The organism is Streptomyces sp. NBC_00078, assembly GCF_026343335.1.
In the GTDB taxonomy this organism is placed as follows: Bacteria; Actinomycetota; Actinomycetes; order Streptomycetales; family Streptomycetaceae; genus Streptomyces.
The window spans coordinates 1304973-1324602 of sequence record NZ_JAPELX010000001.1 but is presented as its reverse complement, the minus strand read 5'-3'; the positions used below and the strand labels follow the sequence as shown (position 1 = coordinate 1324602).

18 protein-coding genes and 1 pseudogene are annotated in these 19630 nt (G+C 69.0%); 13 read left to right on the top strand and 6 right to left on the bottom strand.

The window, feature by feature from the left end:
* The first annotated feature begins 201 nt into the window (after positions 1–201).
* Positions 202–417 carry a heavy-metal-associated domain-containing protein gene (locus tag OOK07_RS06120; protein WP_266795383.1) on the top strand — a complete coding sequence of 72 codons (216 nt, stop codon included), beginning with the start codon at positions 202–204 and terminating at the stop codon, positions 415–417.
* A gap of 126 nt (positions 418–543) precedes the next feature.
* Here OOK07_RS06120 and OOK07_RS06115 read toward each other — a convergent pair whose 3' ends face one another.
* From OOK07_RS06115 to OOK07_RS06100, 4 genes are all read right to left on the bottom strand, one after another.
* Positions 544–822: a hypothetical protein gene (locus OOK07_RS06115; RefSeq protein WP_266795382.1), complete on the bottom strand. Its 279-nt coding sequence runs from the start codon at positions 820–822 to the stop codon at positions 544–546.
* A gap of 130 nt (positions 823–952) precedes the next feature.
* On the bottom strand, positions 953–1621 hold the full coding sequence (locus OOK07_RS06110) for a DUF5134 domain-containing protein (protein ID WP_266795381.1): 669 nt from the start codon (positions 1619–1621) through the stop codon (positions 953–955).
* A gap of 661 nt (positions 1622–2282) precedes the next feature.
* The gene (locus tag OOK07_RS06105; RefSeq protein ID WP_266795380.1) at positions 2283–2567 is read right to left on the bottom strand and encodes a four-helix bundle copper-binding protein; all 285 of its coding nucleotides are present in this window, start codon (positions 2565–2567) and stop codon (positions 2283–2285) included.
* A gap of 264 nt (positions 2568–2831) precedes the next feature.
* Complete coding sequence (locus OOK07_RS06100; protein WP_266795378.1) at positions 2832–4085, bottom strand: helix-turn-helix domain-containing protein; 1254 nt, start codon at positions 4083–4085, stop codon at positions 2832–2834.
* Between the two features lie 1109 nt (positions 4086–5194).
* On the opposite strand from OOK07_RS06100, the pseudogene OOK07_RS43230 reads away from it, so the two are divergent.
* Positions 5195–5296 (top strand): annotated as a pseudogene (locus tag OOK07_RS43230) (helix-turn-helix domain-containing protein); the annotation flags it as partial.
* Between the two features lie 116 nt (positions 5297–5412).
* On the opposite strand, the gene OOK07_RS06095 reads toward OOK07_RS43230, so the two are convergent.
* The gene (locus OOK07_RS06095) at positions 5413–6156 is read right to left on the bottom strand and encodes an IclR family transcriptional regulator (protein ID WP_266801902.1); all 744 of its coding nucleotides are present in this window, start codon (positions 6154–6156) and stop codon (positions 5413–5415) included.
* 245 nt (positions 6157–6401) lie between these two features.
* The gene (locus OOK07_RS06090; protein WP_266795377.1) at positions 6402–7148 is read right to left on the bottom strand and encodes an IclR family transcriptional regulator; all 747 of its coding nucleotides are present in this window, start codon (positions 7146–7148) and stop codon (positions 6402–6404) included.
* A 281-nt stretch (positions 7149–7429) separates the two neighbouring features.
* Between OOK07_RS06090 and solA the strand changes: the two genes are divergently transcribed.
* From solA to aspA, 11 genes are all read left to right on the top strand, one after another.
* Positions 7430–8569: an N-methyl-L-tryptophan oxidase gene (gene solA / locus OOK07_RS06085; protein WP_266677698.1), complete on the top strand. Its 1140-nt coding sequence runs from the start codon at positions 7430–7432 to the stop codon at positions 8567–8569.
* Between the two features lie 148 nt (positions 8570–8717).
* Positions 8718–9689 carry a succinylglutamate desuccinylase/aspartoacylase family protein gene (locus OOK07_RS06080; RefSeq protein ID WP_266795375.1) on the top strand — a complete coding sequence of 324 codons (972 nt, stop codon included), beginning with the start codon at positions 8718–8720 and terminating at the stop codon, positions 9687–9689.
* A 196-nt stretch (positions 9690–9885) separates the two neighbouring features.
* Positions 9886–10749, top strand: coding sequence for an ABC transporter substrate-binding protein (locus tag OOK07_RS06075; protein WP_266795346.1), 864 nt, complete (start codon positions 9886–9888; stop codon positions 10747–10749).
* A gap of 1 nt (position 10750) precedes the next feature.
* Complete coding sequence (locus OOK07_RS06070; protein ID WP_266677692.1) at positions 10751–11716, top strand: amino acid ABC transporter permease; 966 nt, start codon at positions 10751–10753, stop codon at positions 11714–11716.
* Positions 11713–12480, top strand: a complete 768-nt coding sequence (locus OOK07_RS06065; RefSeq protein ID WP_323178072.1) for an amino acid ABC transporter ATP-binding protein — start codon at positions 11713–11715, stop codon at positions 12478–12480. Before OOK07_RS06070 ends, OOK07_RS06065 begins: the two co-directional genes overlap by 4 nt.
* Positions 12481–12726: 246 nt before the next feature.
* Positions 12727–13680 carry a succinylglutamate desuccinylase/aspartoacylase family protein gene (locus OOK07_RS06060; RefSeq protein ID WP_266795373.1) on the top strand — a complete coding sequence of 318 codons (954 nt, stop codon included), beginning with the start codon at positions 12727–12729 and terminating at the stop codon, positions 13678–13680.
* Positions 13677–15137, top strand: coding sequence for an aldehyde dehydrogenase family protein (locus OOK07_RS06055; RefSeq protein ID WP_266677688.1), 1461 nt, complete (start codon positions 13677–13679; stop codon positions 15135–15137). The genes OOK07_RS06060 and OOK07_RS06055 overlap by 4 nt, the downstream gene beginning before the upstream one ends.
* Complete coding sequence (locus OOK07_RS06050; protein WP_266795372.1) at positions 15134–16072, top strand: aldo/keto reductase; 939 nt, start codon at positions 15134–15136, stop codon at positions 16070–16072. The genes OOK07_RS06055 and OOK07_RS06050 overlap by 4 nt, the downstream gene beginning before the upstream one ends.
* Positions 16073–16117: 45 nt before the next feature.
* Entirely contained in the window at positions 16118–16783 is a 666-nt protein-coding gene (locus tag OOK07_RS06045; protein WP_266677684.1) for a haloacid dehalogenase type II, read from the top strand.
* Positions 16784–16831: 48 nt separating this feature from the next.
* Positions 16832–18115, top strand: a complete 1284-nt coding sequence (locus OOK07_RS06040; protein ID WP_266795371.1) for an NAD(P)/FAD-dependent oxidoreductase — start codon at positions 16832–16834, stop codon at positions 18113–18115.
* Between the two features lie 92 nt (positions 18116–18207).
* Positions 18208–19617, top strand: coding sequence for an aspartate ammonia-lyase (gene aspA, locus OOK07_RS06035; protein WP_266795370.1), 1410 nt, complete (start codon positions 18208–18210; stop codon positions 19615–19617).
* Positions 19618–19630 lie beyond the last annotated feature (13 nt).

The following is a 19630-nucleotide window of genomic DNA, read 5'->3' as shown; positions in this document are numbered from 1 at the left end:
GCCCAGGGCGGGGGCCGGGGCGGGAAACTCTGCGCTCCGGCCCCGCTATGTAATGCCCCGGGAGAGTGACACGCGCCACAGCCGGGAACTCGCCCCCTCGGCGCCACGACTCAGTGGTGGACGGCACCGGATGAACGAGAGAACCCGTACATCCGTATCAAGAGGCGTGCGAACGCCTCACCCACATCCAGGAGTTGCGCCATGGCACAGAAGCAGTACCTCGTCACCGGCATGAGCTGTGAGCACTGCGCCGCGAGCATCACCGAGGAGGTCTCCCAGGTCCCCGGTGTCACCGACGTGGACGTCGACGTCACGGCGGGGTCGGTCTCCGTCGGCGGCACACAACTCGACGACGCGCGGCTGCGCGCGGCGATCGTGGAGGCGGGGTACGAGGTCACGGAACCGGCCGCGGCCTGACGGACCCCGGTTCTACTCACGGCCGCCGGGTGTTGTGCGGCCCCGGTGGCCAAGAGCGGAATGAGTTCTTTCACCAGTAGGCGTCGGAAGACCCGGACCGTGGGAGACGTGGGAGACGCGGGAGCGTCAACGCGGACCCGACACGGCCCGGTTGACCGCCAGGTGCAGCCCCCCGCTCGTCACCAGCCCCGCGGCAGCCCCGATCAGCGCCCCAGGCACATCGCCGACGAAGAATCCCAGCCAGGCGTAGCCTCCGGCGAGCACCGTCGTGGCCAGGACGGACAGGGACCACACCTTGCTCAGGGGTTCGCTCACCGCCGTCCACCCGCTTGCACGAGCGACCGGCCGCTCCCAGGGCCACGCCTCGTCCGCGCCGCTGACCTGACTGCCGAGTATTCCGGCCACGGCACCTCACCCCTGTCCCTCACCGCAGTCCCGCCCACCGATCGCGGGACACGACGGCTCGACCGTTAACTCCCCACGAGGAACCGCGGAAAACAGCGCACCGACAGGTTTCTCCGGTCAGCCGGCCGCATCACGCGAGCACGGCGAACATGACGGCCATCCCCAGCGCCATCGCCGCATGACACGCAGGAGCCAGGACGCTGACCACGTCCGCCGCCCCCACCCCGTCGCCCTCCGGACCGCTACCCTCCAGGCTCCTGCCCCGCGCCCGGTCGAGCGCACGCGTCAGCCACACAAGTCCCAGCACACCGAGGACGACCGCGAGCACCACCGCCGTCGCGACAGACCCCGCGCCCGTCAGACTCATGGAGGCGAGACCCGAGCCACCCGACATGTCCATTCCGGCCATGTCGTGCATCCCGGCCGAACCTCCACCGTCGGACGCCGTCCCCGAAGAGCCCATCGCCGACACCATCCACGCCATCGCCCCCATCATCACGACGTGCGGAAGAGCGGCGACCACCACCCGGCCCCGGGACCCGCCACGCGCGCGGAACGGAGCGGCGGCCACGAACCACAGAGCGCCCACGCTGAAGAGCACCACCTGGGGAACGACCGGCAGGTCCGTTCCCCACGGCCAGGCCATCGCGATCATCAGCACCCCCATGGCCGCGTGCAGCGCGTGATCCATGCGTTCCCCGGCGCTGGTTCCGGGAAGCACCAGCCTCCACACGCCGTACGCGACGGGCACGGCGAACAGCAGACTCAGAACCCAGCGCAGCCCGCTCGCGGCAACCACCGCACCACCCCCACTCCAAGGACGCCGCACGGCGCCGCCGACCAGTTTCAGGGCCGGACACACGGGCAGGGGGCACGAACGAACGGGAGAGGTGCTACGCAGACGCCCTCCACAAGCCGCTACGGCGGCAACGGTTTTCGGGCGCCTGATCCTCTCCCGGTCAGGACGCGGACCTGGCGAACGGCCACAACAGGAGTCGGTGAGTGGCCTGAGTGAGTTCCAGGCATTTGGTATGAGCGCCGTCACATCAGCTGCGAGGCAGAGACCCGCAGGCGTAGGACGCGCCCGCACCCGCGCACGGGGAAGTGGCGCCCTTCGCTGTCGCGCCGGGCGAAAGGGCCCGCACCACGGCTGGACTCGGTGGAGGTGACGGTCACCTGTCGCAACGGTTGCGTGCAGCCACGGCCGTGCTCCCGACCGAGCCCACGCCGGGCCGGGCGGACGGATCATGGACGATCGTCCGCCCTCTCAGCGCCTGGCGCGCCTACGTCTCTGCCTCTGGCCGCAACGTCCTGCGCGGGAGTGACCGCTCGCGACGTCAGCCTCGTACAGCCTTGAGCACACTCCGGCAGGCTTCCGTGGCGCGAGCGGTGGCTTCGGCGCAGATCCGGCAGTGGTCATGGTGCTGGGCGTGTCCGCTGCACAGGTCGTGGCTGTGCTGTCAGGCGATGAGACAGGCCTCCACCTGCGCGGTGAGGAGCGCCGGATCGTGGCCACTGTGCCGGGTGAGGATCCGGCGGGTCGCGCCGGCGACGTCGGCGCAGTCCAGATCCTGGTCGATGGCCGCCCGCAGTGTGTCCGCGTCCTTCTCCGCGAGCATGCCCGTGGCGCACGCGGTGACGGCGGTCTCGCACTCGGCCAGTACGTCGACGGCCGCGGCCAGGACGTCGTTGCCGAGGAAGCTCTCGGACGAGATGCTGTCGAGGAGTTCTCGTGTGTGGATCATGACGACCCCAAGGAAGCGAGATGGAAGGGATGGGGTGTTCTCGACCGACGCTAGTACCCATCCCGCCGCCCAGGAAGGGCGGAGGGCACTGCGGAGCGGACGTGTTCCTGACCCGGCAGCGCAGCGGCATGTCCGCTACGGACGGCGGGGACGGTGGCCCAGGCATCGCTCCCTGCCCCGGCATCCCCGACCTTGTACGTATTCACACCATCCCGCAGGGTGCAATGAGAGCGAACACTAACCTGGTTGAGGCTTCCAACCTGCCTACATGTAGTAGGCGTAGCGGGTGGCGATGCGGGCTCCGGCGGGGACGTGTCTGAGGATGGAGCCGACTCGGTAGGCGGTGCGCAGCGTGAGGGGGTCGCGTTCGTCGAGCTGGGCGTTGTTCCAGTTCATCTTGGTCAGGGCCAGGATGTCCATGCCGGCAGTCAGTAGATCCGTGCCGCGCGTTGCGGGCCGGATCAGCAGGGGCTGGGGGACGTACAGGCCGGGGTAGGTCCGGAAGTACGGTACCGAGCCGCGGGTGTACAGGAGCAGGGAGCGAGCGTCGAGTTGGACGCTGGTGCCGCGCAGTGGTGGGAGTTGTCCGGTGCGGTACAGGTGTGGGGCGCCGCGCCGCTGGATCCACAGCAGGTCGACGTGGTCGATCTCGCGCAGATCGGCGGCTTCGTGGAATCCGTCGGTCTCGCCGGTGGTGAAGTTCGAGGTCTTGTGTACGACGATGCGAGCGGGCTGGTGGCCGTGGGTGGTGCGGTACTCGGCCAGGGCGTCCAGCAGCAACTGCCGTGCGTCCGATACCGTCAGGTGGGGCTGGCGGTCGGTCTTGGAGATCTGGGCGGTGCCGCCGCGGACGACGACGCCGTCGCCACGTTCGTTGAACACCTGGGCGACGGCGGTGTGCAGTTCGTTGCCACTCGTGCTGCGGTAGAAGCTGACCCCGACGTAGCAGGTGGCCAAATCGGAGCTATGGCGCTGCATACGCCAGGGCGTCCCGCCGGCCTTGTAGTACAGGGCGGTGTGCAGGTTCCAGGCCCGTGTGGCCTCGTCCTGCAGCGGGCGGACGGTCTGCCCGTTGGTCTTGGCCGGGATCCCGGTCCAGGTCTCCTTGCGCATCAACTGCACGGCCCTGCTGCGGTGCTCCGCAAACCGGTCCAGTGCCTGCTGGTAGGCCGCCCGTTCCGCCGTGTGCAGGGCCTTCCTCCGGGCCGCGATGCCCCAGGTGCCGTGTTGCTCGGCAACCTGGTCCCAGCCCTGTGCCAGTGTGTGGCCGGTCTCCGCGTCAGAGAGGCGGATACCGAAGCCCTCCAGAGCGCGTGGCACGAGGGCCCAGGTCTCCCCGGTGTGCCGAACGAGGCCGTGGTCGGCAAGGCGCTGCAACGTCCGGTAGGCGGTGGCGCGGGGGACCGAGGAAGTGCCGACGAGCTCAGTGGCCGTCTGGTCCGGGCGTACATGCAGGGCGCTGATGAGCATGAGGGCGGCGCTGCCGAGGGCGTGGTGGGCGAAGGCGTCGTGGCCCATGAGTTGGCCGAGGACGGTGGAGTCGATGTCGGCCGCCGTGGCCGTCTCAGGGGTGGTCCACTCCTCAAGTGCCGGGTCGGGGGGAACTGAGTGGACCGGAAACGAGACAGCAGAGCCGGGCCACTGTGACCGGGGATGCTGCCGGCGTTGAGGTACCAGGTCGAGCCCTCCTGGCCATGGCCGACCCGCAGACGGCGAAGCCAGCCTCCCGGCTTCAGGACCGTCTCGTAGACGGCCCGCAGGGTCGTGCGTGAGATGCCCGCCTCTTCGGCGGTCTGGCGCTCGCTGGCGTGGTGCAAGGGGCCGCCCGCGATCTCGGCGAAGTTCAGATGCGCCCGCAGTACCCGCAGTGCGGTCCGACCCCGCTCCCCGCGCCATGGCGTGGTCTCGATCCGGTCCCGCAACGCGACAAGCACCTCGTACGCGTCGTGCCGGGAGCTCAGCGCGATGGTGGTGCTGATCGTCTCGGAAGCGCTGGTCCAGACCCGGCGGATGTAGTCCAGGGCGCGCGCCTGCCCGGAGCGCAGCGCGATGCTGCGGGTATGCCGTCCGCCTTCGTGGTCGGGGTGCAGCAGGAGCTGCGTGAGCTGGTCGACGGTGCCGCCGGCACGGGCCACGTGGCAGGCGATGGCCGCGGTGATCCGGTGCCCGTGCTCGGCCGCGCCCTGGCGGTCCGCGCGCAGGACCACGCTCCGGCGGTCGGAGCCGAGCCTGCTGTAACTGCCCACTGCATAGCGGCCCGTGAGGTCGCCGAGCAGGATCAGATCGGCCGCAGCCGACGGGAGTTGGGAGAGGCCCTGGGGGCCGCGGCGGCGGGTGAGCTGTCGCTGGGGGAGTGGCTGGTGGGTGCTGTCTGTCACGGTGGGGTCGTCTCGCAAGGACGTGGACGCCGCCCAGGCCCGCTAAAACCACGGGTGGCATCCGGAACCGACCTCCCATCGGTGCCAGGCGAAACCTCCAGGTTTGCCGTCCTGGAGGCCTCGTGTGCCTGGCTCCGCACCGGAGTCTCGCCGTCGCTCGAATCCTGACCCTCTGACGGCGGATCAAAAGTGACCCACTTGGTGATCTTCGCCTGAACCTGATCTTGATCTGAGGTCAGGAGGGAGAGGGTGATCTGCGTGGAGGACTGGGCAGAGATTCGCAGGCTGCACCGGGCCGAGCAGATGCCGATCCGGGCGATCGCGCGGCATCTGGGCATCTCGAAGAGATCTACGTGATCGTGAAGTGATCCCGACGTGACACCCGCCTCCCGCAGGGAGGGGGCCGGATCGGTCCGGGTGGGAACGCGGCCGTCAGCCCGGGTGAGGACCCGGAGCCGGGACAGGCGTCAGGCCAGGTGCCGGGCGGTGATCTCCGCAGCCGTCTCGGCGACCAGCCGGCCCAGCTCGGGTAGCCGGCCGGCCTCGAAGCGGGAGGTGGGCAGGGAGATGGCTACGGCGGCCAGCGGTGTGTCCTCACCGTCGAGCACGGGTGCCGCGATCGCGCAGACACCCTGCAGATACTGGTTGTGGTTGACGGCGTAGCCGCGCTCTCTCACGCGGTGCAGCTCAGCCCGCAGTTGCCCCGGCTCGGTGATGGTCTCCTCGCCGTAACCCTCCAGCGTCCCTGCGGTGACCTCTGCGATCTCGGATTTCCTCAGGTGGGCGAGGACGGCGTTCCCGGCGGCGGTGGCGTGCAGGGGTGAGGTGTCGCCGATCGTGTGGAAGGTGCGTACGGCGTGGTCGCAGTCGACGCGGTCCACGACGACCATGCAGTGCAGGGCGTCCGGCACGGAGAGGTGGATGGTCTCGTTCACCGTGTCCCGGAGGCGGACCATGGGTTCGCGTGCGGCGGCGAACAGGCTGGAGCCCTGGAGTGCGGCGGGTCGTACGGCCAGGACGCGGGTGCCGATCTCCCAGCGGGTGGTGTCCTTGCGGTTGGCGCGCAGCCAGCCGGCCTCGGCCAGGGTGACCAGGGTGCGCTGCACGGTGGACTTCGGCAGTCCGAAGAGCTTCGTCAACTCCCCGACGGTCACGGGCTGATGCTGGGCGACCGCCTCCAGGACGCGCAGCGACCTGGTGACGCTCTTCATTTCCATTCAATGCCCCCTCAGACCTATGGATTCCTGATTCACGCCTTTTGACTCCACCACAGAGTCACAGTCATCATCCGTGCCGGATTCTAGCACGACGTTCCATTATGCGGCACGCTGTCGAAAGTTGGTCCCGGCCGGGTGCAGGGCGGTGGCTGCCGTGACACAAGGCTGAGGGCCGGCTCATACGCGTCAACGTGCGAGCCGGCCCCTCAGTCGACGGCTTGCGGGCCGCCCTCTGCCGTTCAGGCGCCCAGGCGGCGCTGGGAGATCTCCACAGCTGTGTCGGCGATGAGGCGGCCCCACTTGGGCGCACGTTCGCTGTCGTACCGCGCCTCGGGCATGGAGACGGCCACGGCTGCCAGCGGGGTGCCGTCCTCATCGAGCACGGCAGCGGCGATGGCGCAGACGCCCGGCCGGTACTGGTTGCGGTTGATCGCGTAGCCGTCGGTCCGGATCCGGTCCAGTTCGGCTCGCAGTTCGTCGGGCTCGGCGGGGGTCGTGTCGCTGAATCGCTCCAGCCCTGCCGTGATGAGTTCGTCGACGTCCCGCGGCGGAAGGTGGGCGAGGACGGCGCGTCCAACGGCGGTGGCGTGCAGGGGTGAGGTGTCGCCGATCGTGTGGAAGGTGCGTACGGCGTGGTCGCAGTCGACGCGGTCCACGACGACCATGCAGTGCAGGGCGTCCGGCACGGAGAGGTGGATGGTCTCGTTCACCGTGTCCCGGAGGCGGACCATGGGTTCGCGTGCGGCGGCGAACAGGCTGGAGCCCTGGAGTGCGGCGGGTCGTACGGCCAGGACGCGGGTGCCGATCTCCCAGCGGGTGGTGTCCTTGCGGTTGGCGCGCAGCCAGCCGGCCTCGGCCAGGGTGACCAGGGTGCGCTGCACGGTGGACTTCGGCAGTCCGAAGAGCTTCGTCAACTCCCCGACGGTCACGGGCTGATGCTGGGCGACCGCCTCCAGGACGCGCAGCGACCTGGTGACGCTCTTCATTTCCATACGGTTTCCCCCCGTTAATCCTCGAAATTTCTGGTGGACACCCTCTTGACTCCCCTCTGAGCCACTGCCATTCTCTGTGCCAGATTCTAGCACAGCATTCCACAATGCGGCACGGCACTTCGAAAGATCCCCCGAAGTGAACCGGACTGCGAGACGCGGCGGTTGCGAGCCTCAGGTCCACAAGGAGGGCCTGGCTCCCGCTCAAACCATCTCGAATCGAACAGCCTCACGTCGAAGGCCCAGCATGCGCCTCGGCGGTACGAAAGGAAAGTTCTGTGTCAGCTGCCAGGAAGCGCGTCGCGGTCGTCGGCGTCGGAACGATGGGCAGCCAGGCCGCCTGGCGGCTGGCGGCCCGCGGCGCCGAGGTCGTCGGCTACGACCGCTACGCACCCGGCCACGACCGCAGCGCCGCCGGCGGCGAGTCCCGGATCTTCCGCAGCGCGCACTTCGAGGACTCCCGCTACGTCCCGCTCCTCAAGCACGCCGACGCCCTCTGGGAGCAGCTCCAGCAGGAGACCGGCCGCGAGCTGCGGCGCCTGACCGGATGCCTGCTCATGGGGCCGACCGACCACCAGCAGATGGCCACCGTCCTTCAGTCCATCGCCGACCACGACCTCGACCACGAGGTACTGGACGCCGACACGCTCGCCAAGCGATTCCCGCAGTACCGCATCGAGGACGGCGACGCGGCCGTACTCGACCGCCGCGCCGGGTTCATCCGCCCGGAACTGACGATCCAGACCGCTGCCCGCCGCGCCGAGCAGCTGGGTGCCGTCATCCACCGCTACAGCACGGTCCGCGAGATCGTCCCCGTCGCGGGCGGCGTGGAGATCCGCACCGACTCCGGCAGCGAGCGCTTCGACACCGCCGTCGTCACCCCCGGCCCCTGGGTCAACGACCTCCTGCCCGACCTGCCGTGGGAGCTGGAAGTCCGGCGCCTCGTCAGCGCCTGGTACGTGCCCACCGTCCCCGACGTCTGGTTCGGTGAGGAGCGCCCCGCCTTCATCCGCACGGCACCCACCCACTGCTACGGCCTGCCCTCCCCGGACGGCATCTCGGTCAAGCTCGGACTGTCCCGCGCGCTGCACCGGCTCGCCGACGACCCCAACCAACTGGACCGCACTGTGCGGCCGGACGAACTGGAGGTCTTCTCCGAGCTGATCGGGCGTTACCTGCCCGACCTGCACCCGGACCCCACCCGCCTCTCCGTCTACATGGAGGGCTACACCGAGAGCAGCCGCCCGCTGGTCGGTCCGCTGCCCGGTGCCGAGAACGTCATCCTGCTCGCCGGTTTCTCCGGTCACGGCTTCAAGCTTTCGCCCGCCTTCGGCGACATCGCCGCGGACCTCGCGCTGGAGGGCGCCTCGCCCCAGCCCATCGACTTCCTCTCCACCGTCGGCCGTACGGAGGCATGACCATGCAGGACGCCACCCTCTCCGTCGGCTCCTTCCCGCCATGGGCGGCATCGCCGCGGGCCTCGCCCTTCAGGGCCGCGCCTCGCAGCCGATCGACTTCATCACCACCAACGGCCGCACCGCGGTCTGAGCCCGAACGAGGAAAGCCATGACCCTGACCATCGGCCCGCTGAGGGCCGAGCCCGGCCACAAGACCCGCGGGAGCCTGACCGCCGACCTCGGCTCCACGACGGCGGAGGTTCCCCTGATCCTCGTCAACGGCTCCCGCCCGGGCCCCAGGATCGTAATCACCGGTGGCGTCCACGGCGGCGAGTTCATCCCCGTCGACGCCACCACCCGCCTGGCCGGGCTGCTGGAACCGGACGAGATCGCCGGCCAGCTGGTGATCTGCCCCGTGGCCAACCCCCCGGCCGTCTACGGAGGCAGGCTCAACATCTCCCCGCTGGACGGCGTCAACATCAACCGCGTCTTCCCCGGCGACAAGGACGGCGGCCCCACCGACCGGATGGCGGCCTGGCTGTTCGAGCACCTGATCGACGGCGCCGACGCCTACATCGACCTGCACAGCGGCGGCATCGACCAGCACCTGCTCGACTTCGTCGGCTACCGCCTGACCGGCGACGACGAACTGGACGCGAAGAACAGGGGAATGGCCCACGCGGTCGGATACGAGCGGGTCATCTTCGGCACCAGCCCGGAGGGCGGCAACAGCCACGCCGCGGCGAACCGGCAGGGCATCCCCGCGATCCTCGTCGAGACCGGCCAACTCGGCGACCGCAACCCCGCCACCGTGCGCAGACTCCTCGACGCCCTGTACCGGCTCCTGCACCACCTCGGCGTTATCGAGGCGCCGCAGCACCTCGCACCGGTGACCGTGCCGCCGCGCGACTGGATCTGGACGGGCGAGGTCGAGTCTCCCGTCGCAGGTCTCTGGTACCCGGACGCGGTCACCGGCGACGAGGTGACCGAGGGACAGACCATCGGCCGCGTCATCGACCCGGTCGACGACACCGAGCACAAGATCACCGCCGTCTCCTCCGGAACGGTCATCTACAACATGAACGGGCTCACCGTCCGCCCCGGCACGCACCTCGCCGCCATCGCCACCCCCCACCACTGACGGGCCTCAAGCCCGCCCACCGATTCCATCCCCCAACCCACTGAGCTGGCCCCCGATTTGAGCGGCTCCCAGCGCGTTTTCCCTCTCGATAAGGAGCAGACCTATGCGAGTCAGCAGATTCTTGAGTGTTCCGATCGTCACGACTGCCTTGGCCCTCGCGCTTGCCGCGTGCGGGGCGGGTGGCACCGCGCAGAGCGTGGGGTCGAAGAGTACGGCGCAGGGCGGGGGTTCGGGTTCGTCGGGTGAGCACACCGATGACATCTCGGTGGGTGTGAAGCCGGACGCGGCGGCGGTGAAGCTGCTGCCCGCGGCGGTGAAGGCCAGGGGCACGATGTCGGTGGCCATGGATCTGACCAGCCCGCCGACTTCGTTCATGGCGTCGGACAACAAGACCCCGATCGGGTTCAACCCGGACTTCTCCCGGCTGATCGCCGCCAGGCTGGGCCTGAAGCTGCAGATCAGCAACGTCAAGTTCGACACCATCATCACCGGCCTGCAGGCCGACCGGTACGACTTCACCGCCTCCACCATGGGTGCCACCACGGAGCGGCTGAAGGTGCTCGACATGGTCGACTACTTCAAGGCCGGCACCGGGGTGTCCGTCCCGTACGGAAATCCGCAGAAGCTGAGCACCCACACGCTGTGCGGGCATCGTGTCGCTGTGCAGTCCGGCAGTACCGCGGAGCTGCAGTGGCTGCCCCTGCTGTCCAAGCAGGACTGTACGGGCAAGGGCAAGCCGGCCATCAAGGCGGTGACCCTGGCCAGCGTGAACGACGCCCTGACCCAGCTGGTGTCCAAGCGGATCGACGCGGTGATGTACGACTTCACCGGGCTTCAGTGGGCGGCCACACAGCAGCCCAAGACGTTCGAGGTCCTCAAGCCCCTGGTGGCGACCAAGACCGTGGCCGTCGCGCTGAAGAAGGACTCTGCGCTGACTCCCGCGGTGAAGGCTGCCATCCAGTCGGTCATCGACAGCCCCCAGTACGCGAAGGCGCTGGGCCGCTGGGGTTTTGAGGGTCTCGGGATCAAGACCGCGGCCATGGCCGTCCCGCAGGACTGACATGTCGACGGAAATGATCGAGACGACGACCAGGAGCCGACCGGTGCCACCACTGCTGGCCGAGGAAAAGAAGCGGATCACGCCGAAACGTCCGCGTGACTACGTCGCCTGGGCCGTCGCGATCGTCATCGTCGCCGGCCTGGTGTGGACGGCGGTGACGAACGAGAACTATCGCTGGCCGGTGGTGTTCAGCTACTTCACCACCCAGACCATCCTCAACGGCCTGCTGGTCACGCTTCTTCTCACCGTGGTCAGCATGGCGCTGGCCACCGTGCTCGGGCTGCTGCTGGCGGTGATGCGCATGTCGCACCAGCGGCCCGTCTCCGGGCTCGCCCAGCTCTACATCACCTTCTTCCGCGGCACCCCGGTGCTCGTGCAGCTGATCTTCTGGTTCAACATCGCGGCGCTGTACCCGCACCTGTCGGTCGGTATCCCGTTCACGGACATCTCCACACCGGTGAACGTGAACGCGATCATGACGCCGATGACCGCGGCCGTCGTGGGCCTCACCCTGAACCAGGCCGCCTACATGTCCGAGATCATCCGCGGCGGGTTCGCCTCGGTCAGCCGCGGACAGCACGAGGCCGCGGAGTCGCTGGGCATGTCGGGGTTCACCAAGCTCCGGCACGTGATCATCCCGCAGACCATGCCCGCGGTCATCCCGGCCACCGGCAACCAGGTCATCGGCATGCTCAAGGAGACCTCCCTGGTGAGCGTGCTCGGCGTCGCCGACCTGCTGCAAAGCGCACAGGCCATCTACGCCCGCACCTACCAGACCATCCCGCTGCTGATCGTGGCCAGCCTCTGGTACCTGATCATGACGCTGGTACTGAGCGTGCCGCAGTCCATGATCGAGCGCCGATTCTCCCGCTCCACCCGGGCACGCCTGACCGGCGCCGCCACAGCGGGCGAGCCCGGGACCGGCCAGCCGGCGCCAGTTGCCACCACGAGGGAGTCCCTGCTGTGAACCCGGACGGAACGATCGTCGCACGCAAGCTGTGCAAGAGCTTCGGACGTCACCAGGTCCTGCACGACATCGACCTGACCGTCGCGGCCGGGGAGATCTCCTGCATCATCGGCCCCAGCGGATCCGGCAAATCCACCCTGCTGCGCTGTATCAACGGCCTGGAGACCGCCGACCGCGGCGTCCTGAAGGTCAACGGAGAGGACTTCGGCTACCTCGAGAAGGACGACGCCTACCACGCCGTGCGCCCCAAGCGGCTGGCCGAGCAGCGCGCCCGCATCGGCATGGTCTTCCAGCAGTTCAACCTGTTCCCCAACATGACCGCCGAAAGCAACGTCATGTCCGGACCGGTCCTGGTGCACAAGAAGAACCGCGCCACCTGCCGGGAGCAGGCGCGAGAACTCCTGGCCAGGGTCGGCCTGGAGGGATGCGGCCACAAGTACCCCGCCCAGCTCTCCGGCGGCCAGCAGCAACGCGTGGCCATCGCCCGCGCCCTCGCCATGGAACCCACCATCATGCTCTTCGACGAACCCACCAGCGCCCTGGACCCCGAACGCGTCGGCGAAGTCCTCGCCGTCATGCGCGACCTCGCCGGCAACGGCATGACCATGCTCCTCGTCACCCACGAGATGGGCTTCGCCCGCGAGGTCGCCGACGAAGTCCTCTTCATGGACGACGGCATCGCCGTCGAACGCGGCGACGCCCGCGAACTACTGGCCAACCCACGCGAAAAACGAACCCAGGCATTCCTCGAAAGAGTGCTCTAGACAGCCACACACACCTACGGCAACGGATCATCGGCCATGGCCCGGCGGAGCAGCCAACGGCCGCCCGCAGCCAGGCAGCCCGACACGGAGTGAACCGGCGAGAACAACACGCTGGCCAAGCTCCTGACCTCACTGCCGGTCCAGATCGCGCCGCCGCCGATCAGCGACCGCGCTGTCCTCGAGCGTATCGCCGCGATCATCGCGGGCGTCCTGGCCCGCATTCGATCCACGTTTGAAAGGATCCCCATGTATTTCATCGGTTCGCTGACCGTCGCCCCCGGCGAGCGCGCCCAGGGCCTCATCCCGGTCGGCACCAGCACCTACGGCGTGGAGCTCGGCATTCCGCTGATCGTCGTCAACGGTGAGCAGGACGGCCCGGTCCTGTGCGTGGACGCGGGTGTGCACGGCGACGAGTACGACGGCCAGGAGGCCATCCGGCGCGCCCTGGCCGAGCTCGACCCGGCCACGCTGCGCGGCACCGTCGTCGGCATCCCCTGCATGAACACCCCGGCCTTCGAGGCGGCCGCCCGCGCGAGCGGCATCGACCACCTCAACCTCAACCGCATCTTCCCGGGTGACGCTGAGGGCTCGTACTCGCAGCGGCTGGCCGCCACCTTCGTCGAGCAGGTCGTCCCCGCCGTGGACGCCTTGGTCGACCTGCACACCGGTGGTGCCTACGGCGAGATCGCCCCGCTGGTCATCCTCCAGGGCGGTTACGAGGACCTGGCGACGGACCTCGCGCTCGCCGCCGGGCACGAACTGGTCTGGAAGGGCGGCAAGTGGGGCGGCACGGTCCGCCACCCCGTCCTCGCGGCCGGCAAGCCCGCCATCACCATCGAGTGCGGCGGCGCCACCTACCGCGAGACCAACGTCGAGCACCACCTGCACTCGATCCGCAACATCCTGCGCCGGCTCGGGATGACCGACGGCGAGCCGGAGCTGCGGGACACCTACACGACCGTCTCGGGCACCTTCGCCCGCTCCGCCTCCGGCGGCTTCTTCGTCGCCCGCGCCGAGCCGGGGGAGACCTGCAAGGAAGGCGACCTGATCGCCACCATCACCGACCACTACGGCAACACGCTGGAAGAGGTCAGCGCTCCGCAGGACGGCATCGTGCTCTGGGTGCGCCGGATCCGCACGGTTCGCCCGGGCGACGAGGTCGTCATCTTCGGCGAGGTGCTCGGGGAGATCCGGCCATGAGCGACGAACTGCAGCTGACCGAGCTGCTCATCGACGGCAAGCAGGTCCCCGCCGCCGACGGACGCTCCTTCACCGTCCTCGACCCGTCGAACGGGACGGCCATCGCTCAGGTGGCCCTGGCCGGCACGGCGGACGTGGACCGGGCGGTGGCTGCCGCGCGCGCGGCCTTCACCACTCCCGAGTGGGCCGGGATGCGCGCCGCCGACCGGGGCCGCATCCTCCACAGGATCGCCGAGACCATCCGCTACCAGGGCGAACGACTGGCGCGCCTGGAGAGCCAGGACGTCGGCAAGCCCCTGAGTCAGGCCAAGGCCGATGTCGAGGCGGCGGCCCGCTACTTCGAGTTCTACGCGGGCGTCGCCGACAAGCTCGGCGGTTCGACGATCCCCCTCGGCCCCGGCCTGCTCGACTACACCGTCCGTGAGCCGATCGGCGTCTCCGGCCACATCATCCCGTTCAACTACCCGCTGCAGAACACCGCGAGGGGCTCCGCCCCGGCGCTGGCCGCGGGCTGCACGGTGGTGCTCAAGCCGTCACCGGAGGCGCCGCTCACCCCGCTGGAGATCGGCAGGATCGCCCTTGAGTGCGGTCTTCCGCCGGGTGTCCTCAACGTGGTGCCCGGTGACGGCGAGACCGGCGCGGCCCTGGCCGGCCACCCGGACATCGACCAGGTCACCTTCACCGGCTCGGTGCCCACCGGCATAAAGGTCGCCCAGGCCGCCGCCGCCAACGTGGTGCCCTCCGTCACCGAACTGGGCGGCAAGTCGCCGGTCGTCGTCTTCGCCGACGCCGATTTCGACCTGGCGCTCGGCGCCGTCGCCGCCTCCGTGTTCGGCAATGCCGGGCAGACCTGCTCCGCCGGTACCCGGCTGCTGCTCCAGCGTGGCGCCGAGGAGTTCCTGGACAAGCTCGTCGCGCACGCCGCCTCCCTCAGCATCGGCCCCGGTCTCACCGATCCGGACGTCGGCCCTCTCGTCGCCGCACGGCAGCGGGACCGGGTCCTCGGCTACCTGGAACTGGCCCGCGAAGAAGGCGCCGTGGCACGGGCCGGCGGAGGCGCGCCCGCCGATCCCGAACTGGCCGACGGCTACTACGTCCAGCCCACCGTTCTCACCGGACTGGACAACCAGGCCCGTTGTGCCCGCGAGGAGATCTTCGGCCCCGTCGTCACGGTCATCGAGTTCGACGACGCGGACGAGGCACTGCAGATCGCCAACGACAGCCCGTACGGCCTCGCCTCGTATGTGTGGACCCGTGACATCGACAAGGCGATGCGCATGGCCGAGGGCATCCGGGCCGGCCAGGTCTACGTCAACGCCACCGGCGTCGGCACCGGCGTCGAGCTGCCCTTCGGCGGCTACAAGCACAGCGGCTGGGGCCGGGAGAAAGGCCTCGAAGGCCTGGCCAGCTACCTGCAGACCAAGAACGTCTGCATCGGATTCGGAAAACGGTCATGAGATACCGCACGCTCGGTGAGCGTGGCCCGACCGTCTCGGTGGTCGGCGTGGGCGGCAACAACTTCGGCGCCCGCCTCGACGAGGACGGCACGAAGGCCGTCGTCCACGCCGCCCTCGACGCGGGGATCACCCTGTTCGACACAGCCGACATGTACGGCGGTTCTGGCGAACGGGGCGGATCCCGCGGCGACGGCGAACGCCTCCTGGGCGCCGCCCTCAAGGGCCACCGCGACCACGTGGTGCTCGCCACCAAGTTCGGCATGGAGATGGGCCGGGACGCAGACCTGTACGGCCCGCGGGGGGCCCGTGGTCACATCCGGTACGCGGTCGAGGCCTCGCTGAGGCGGCTCGGCACCGACCGGATCGACCTGTACCAGTACCACGAGCCGGACGGTGTCACGCCACTGGAGGAGACGGTCGCAGCGCTCCGGGAGCTGGTTGACGAGGGCAAGATCAGGTACATCGGCTGCTCCAACCTCCCGGCGGAGCACCTTACCGGTGCCTTCGTCTCCACCCAGGCCTGCTACCACCTGCTCGACCGCGAGGCGGAGCGGGATCTGATCCCCGCCTGCCTGCGCGACGGCGTCGGTCTGCTGCCGTACTACCCGCTGGCCAACGGCCTGCTCAGCGGCAAGTACCGGCGCGGCGAGGAGCCCCCGCCCGGCAGCCGTCTGTCGTGGCGGCAGGGCTGGCTCACCGACGCGGCCCTCGACAAGGTCGAGGCGCTCATCGCGTACGGCGCCGAACGCGGCCTGACCCTCCTCCAGGTGGCGGTCGGCGCACTGGCGGCCCTGCCCGCCGTCGGCTCCGTGATCTGCGGAGCCATGACCCGCGAGCAGGTCACCGCCAACGCGGCGGCGGCCGACTGGATACCAAGCCCGGCCGACTTGGCCGTGCTCGACGCGATCGTCGCCCCCGGCGAACGCGTCGTCTGAAGCCCCACCACCTCTGAAAACCGCGAGAGACCAAGGCTGGACACCATGCGAGAGATCGTCACCTTCGACGCGTATGCGACTCTGATCAACTTCGAGCTCGGCCCCACGACCCTGAAGGTCATCGAGGACCGGCTCGATCTGGACAACCTGGATGTCGACGAGTTCCTCGACGACTTCCGTGTCATGCGTTTCCAGGCCGTTCTGGAGGCCTACCGCCCCTACCACGAGATCCTGCACTCCAGCCTGCGCAACGCCATGCGCTTGCACGGCCTGGAGTACCGCGAGTCCGACGGCGACGCCCTGGTCGAGGCCGTCCCCGCCTTCGGTCCCTTCCCCGAAGTGCCGGACGCCCTGCGCGCGCTGAAGACCAAGTACGAGATTGCGATCATCTCCAACACGGACGACAACCTGATCGCGCGGAACGTCGAGAACATCGGCGTGGAATTCGACTACGTCATCACCGCCCAGCAGGCCGGCGCCTACAAGCCGGACCGCCAGACCTTCGAGCACGCGTACAAGACGATGGGCGTCGAACCCGCGCAGGTCATCCACGTCGCTCAGGGCTGGGAGTACGACCACATCCCGACCCGCGACCTCGGCCTGAAGCGCCGGGTGTGGATCAACCGCTACGGCCGCCTGGGCAGCTCCGACTACCAGCCGTACGACGAGCTGCCCGACCTGTCGGGCCTGCCGAAGCTCCTCGGCTGCTGACCAACGGCCCACCAGCGAAACAGACCGAGAAGACAGAGGACGCACGCCATGAAGCAGATTCCCTACTGGATGGACACAGCCCCCGCCCTGCCCGACCGGTCCGGGAAGGACCTGCCCGACGAGGCGGATGTGGTGGTGATCGGCGGCGGCCTCACCGGCCTGTCCACCGCTTATCACGCCGCTCGCAAGGGTGCCCGGGTCGTCCTCGTCGAGAAGGACCAGGTCGGTTCGGGCGCCTCCGGGCGCAACGGCAGCCACTGCAACCCCGGCATCACCATCAGCCCGGCCCAGGCCCGCAAGCGCTACGGGCAGGAGCGTGCTCGCGAGCTCTACGACGCGTTCCGCGTCGCTGTGGACGTCGTCGAGGAGATTGCGGTCAGGGAGAAGATCGACTGCGACTTCCACCGTGCCGGGCGCCTCGGCGCGATCTGCAAGCCCCAGCACTTCCAGGGCCTGCAGGCCAAGCAGCGCGACCTGGCCGAGAACTTCGGCCACGAGACGGTCGTCCTGAGCAAGAGCGAGCTGCGCGCCGAGCTGGGCACGGACCACTACCACGGCGCCCTGCTCGACCCGCTCGGCGCAGCCCTGCACGTGGGCAAGTTCGTCGTCGGCCTGGCAGACGCCGCCGAGCGTGCCGGTGCCGAGATCCACGAGCGCAGCGCCGCCACCGGCCTCACCCGCCTCCCGGGCGGCGGCTTCTCGGTGGAGACTCTGCGCGGCACCATCCGTGCCAAGCAGGTGATGGCGGCGACGGATGCCTACACCGACAAGTCGATGCCGTGGTTCCGCAAGCGGCTGATCAACGTCGGCAGTTTCATCATCGTCACCGAGCCGCTGGGGGAGGCGCGCGCCAAAGAGCTCATCCCGAACGGCCGTCTGCTGGTCGCCCAGAAGAATGTCGGCAACTACATCCGTCTCACCCCGGACAACCGTCTCGCCTTCGGCGGCCGGGCCCGCTTCGCCCCCTCCAACCCGGCCTCCGACGTCAAGAGCGGCGACATCCTCAAGCGGGAGATGACGGAGATCTTCCCGCAGCTGGCCGGGACACGGATCGACTACGTCTGGGGCGGCATGGTCGGCTTCTCCTGGGACCGCATCCCGCACGCAGGTGACGTCAACGGCCTGTACTTCTCCATGGGTTACTGCGGCCACGGCGTCCAGATGGCCACCTACATGGGCCGCGCGGTCGCCGAGATGATGGACGGCAAGCCCGAGGCGAACCCGATGCGCGGCTTCGGCTTCCCGAAGGTGCCCGTTCCCTTCTACAACGGCACCCCCTGGTTCCTGCCGTTCGGCGGCGCCTATTACAAGGCGAAGGATCGCCTGCTCTGAGCAGGTACCGACACCCGTGACACCGCGGAGGTCTTCCGCGCAGCGGCGCGGAAGACCCTCCACCGTGCCTCCCGAGAGAGGGCCCCAGCCTCATGACCGCCGTCACCCGCATTGAGCATGATCTTCTGGGGGATCGGGACGTCCCCGCCGATGCTTACTGGGGTGTCCACACCCTGCGTGCCACGGAGAACTTCCCGATCACCGGGACGCGGATCTCCACGTACCCGCACCTGATGGACGCTCTGGCCGCCGTCAAGGAGGCCGCTGCCCTTGCCAACGAGGAGTTCGGTCTGCTTGAGGCGAACAAGGCCGCCGCGATTGTCGCCGCGTGCCGTGAGATCCGCTCTGGCAAGCTGCACGAGCAGTTCGTCGTCGATGTCATTCAGGGCGGTGCCGGGACGTCGACCAACATGAACGCCAACGAAGTCGTGGCCAACCGGGCGTTGGAGCTGCTGGGCCACAGCAAGGGTCAGTACCAGTACCTGCACCCCAACGAGGACGTGAACCTCGGTCAGTCGACGAACGACGTCTATCCGACCGCCGTGAAGGTCGCGACCGTCTTCGCGGTGCGCGGGCTGCTCAAAGCGATGGCCGTCCTGCAGGACGCATTCGCCACAAAGGCCGTCGAGTTCCGCGCCGTGCTCAAAATGGGCCGCACACAGCTCCAGGACGCGGTGCCCATGACGCTCGGTCAGGAGTTTTCCGCATTCGCCGTCATGATTGACGAGGACCGGTGTCGTCTTGCCGAGGCGGTGGAGTTGATCCATGAGATCAACCTGGGTGCCACGGCCATCGGCACCGGGCTCAACGCCCCTGCCGGATACGCCGAGTCGGCCCGCCGTCACCTCGCCGAGATCACCGGGCTCCAGTTGGTCACCGCCGCCAACTTGGTCGAGGCGACCCAGGACTGCGGGGCGTTCGTGCAAATGTCCGGTGTGCTCAAGCGGATCGCCGTCAAGCTGTCCAAGAGCTGCAACGACCTGCGTCTGCTGTCTTCCGGGCCGCGTGCGGGTCTGGGCGAGATCAACCTGCCGCCGGTACAGGCCGGTTCGTCGATCATGCCCGGCAAGGTCAACCCGGTGATCCCCGAGGTCGTCAACCAGGTCGCCTTCGAGGTGATCGGCAACGACGTCACCATCACGATGGCCGCCGAGGCCGGACAGCTCCAGCTCAACGCCTTCGAGCCGATCATCCTGCACTCCCTGTCGGAGTCGATCACCCATCTGCGCGCGGCTTGCCTGACCCTCGCAGAGCGCTGCGTGGACGGCATCACCGCCAACACCGAGGCCCTGCGCGCGAGCGTGGAGAACTCCATCGGCCTGGTCACCGCCCTGAACCCGCACCTCGGGTACACCGCGGCCACCGACATCGCCAAGGAGGCCCTCGTCACCGGCCGGGGCGTTGCCGAACTCGTCCTGGAGAAGGGCTTGTTGCCCGCCGAGACCCTCGCCGACCTGCTCCGTCCGGAGGCCGTCGCCGGCAGCGGCCAGGCCCTGGCCTGAGGTGCGCACCGTC

Bases quoted from the DNA above. Each gene is read 5' to 3' on its own strand.
- OOK07_RS06045 (WP_266677684.1), top strand. From the start codon at position 16,118: ATGCGAGAGATCGTCACCTTCGACGCGTATGCGACTCTGATCAACTTC.
- OOK07_RS06090 (WP_266795377.1), bottom strand. From the start codon at position 7,148: ATGAAGAGCGTCACCAGGTCGCTGCGCGTCCTGGAGGCGGTCGCCCAG.
- OOK07_RS06050 (WP_266795372.1), top strand. From the start codon at position 15,134: ATGAGATACCGCACGCTCGGTGAGCGTGGCCCGACCGTCTCGGTGGTC.
- OOK07_RS06060 (WP_266795373.1), top strand. From the start codon at position 12,727: ATGTATTTCATCGGTTCGCTGACCGTCGCCCCCGGCGAGCGCGCCCAG.
- aspA (WP_266795370.1), top strand. From the start codon at position 18,208: ATGACCGCCGTCACCCGCATTGAGCATGATCTTCTGGGGGATCGGGAC.
- OOK07_RS06055 (WP_266677688.1), top strand. From the start codon at position 13,677: ATGAGCGACGAACTGCAGCTGACCGAGCTGCTCATCGACGGCAAGCAG.
- OOK07_RS06120 (WP_266795383.1), top strand. From the start codon at position 202: ATGGCACAGAAGCAGTACCTCGTCACCGGCATGAGCTGTGAGCACTGC.
- OOK07_RS06100 (WP_266795378.1), bottom strand. From the start codon at position 4,085: ATGGGCCACGACGCCTTCGCCCACCACGCCCTCGGCAGCGCCGCCCTC.
- OOK07_RS06070 (WP_266677692.1), top strand. From the start codon at position 10,751: ATGTCGACGGAAATGATCGAGACGACGACCAGGAGCCGACCGGTGCCA.
- OOK07_RS06040 (WP_266795371.1), top strand. From the start codon at position 16,832: ATGAAGCAGATTCCCTACTGGATGGACACAGCCCCCGCCCTGCCCGAC.
- OOK07_RS06080 (WP_266795375.1), top strand. From the start codon at position 8,718: ATGACCCTGACCATCGGCCCGCTGAGGGCCGAGCCCGGCCACAAGACC.
- OOK07_RS06095 (WP_266801902.1), bottom strand. From the start codon at position 6,156: ATGAAGAGCGTCACCAGGTCGCTGCGCGTCCTGGAGGCGGTCGCCCAG.
- OOK07_RS06105 (WP_266795380.1), bottom strand. From the start codon at position 2,567: ATGATCCACACACGAGAACTCCTCGACAGCATCTCGTCCGAGAGCTTC.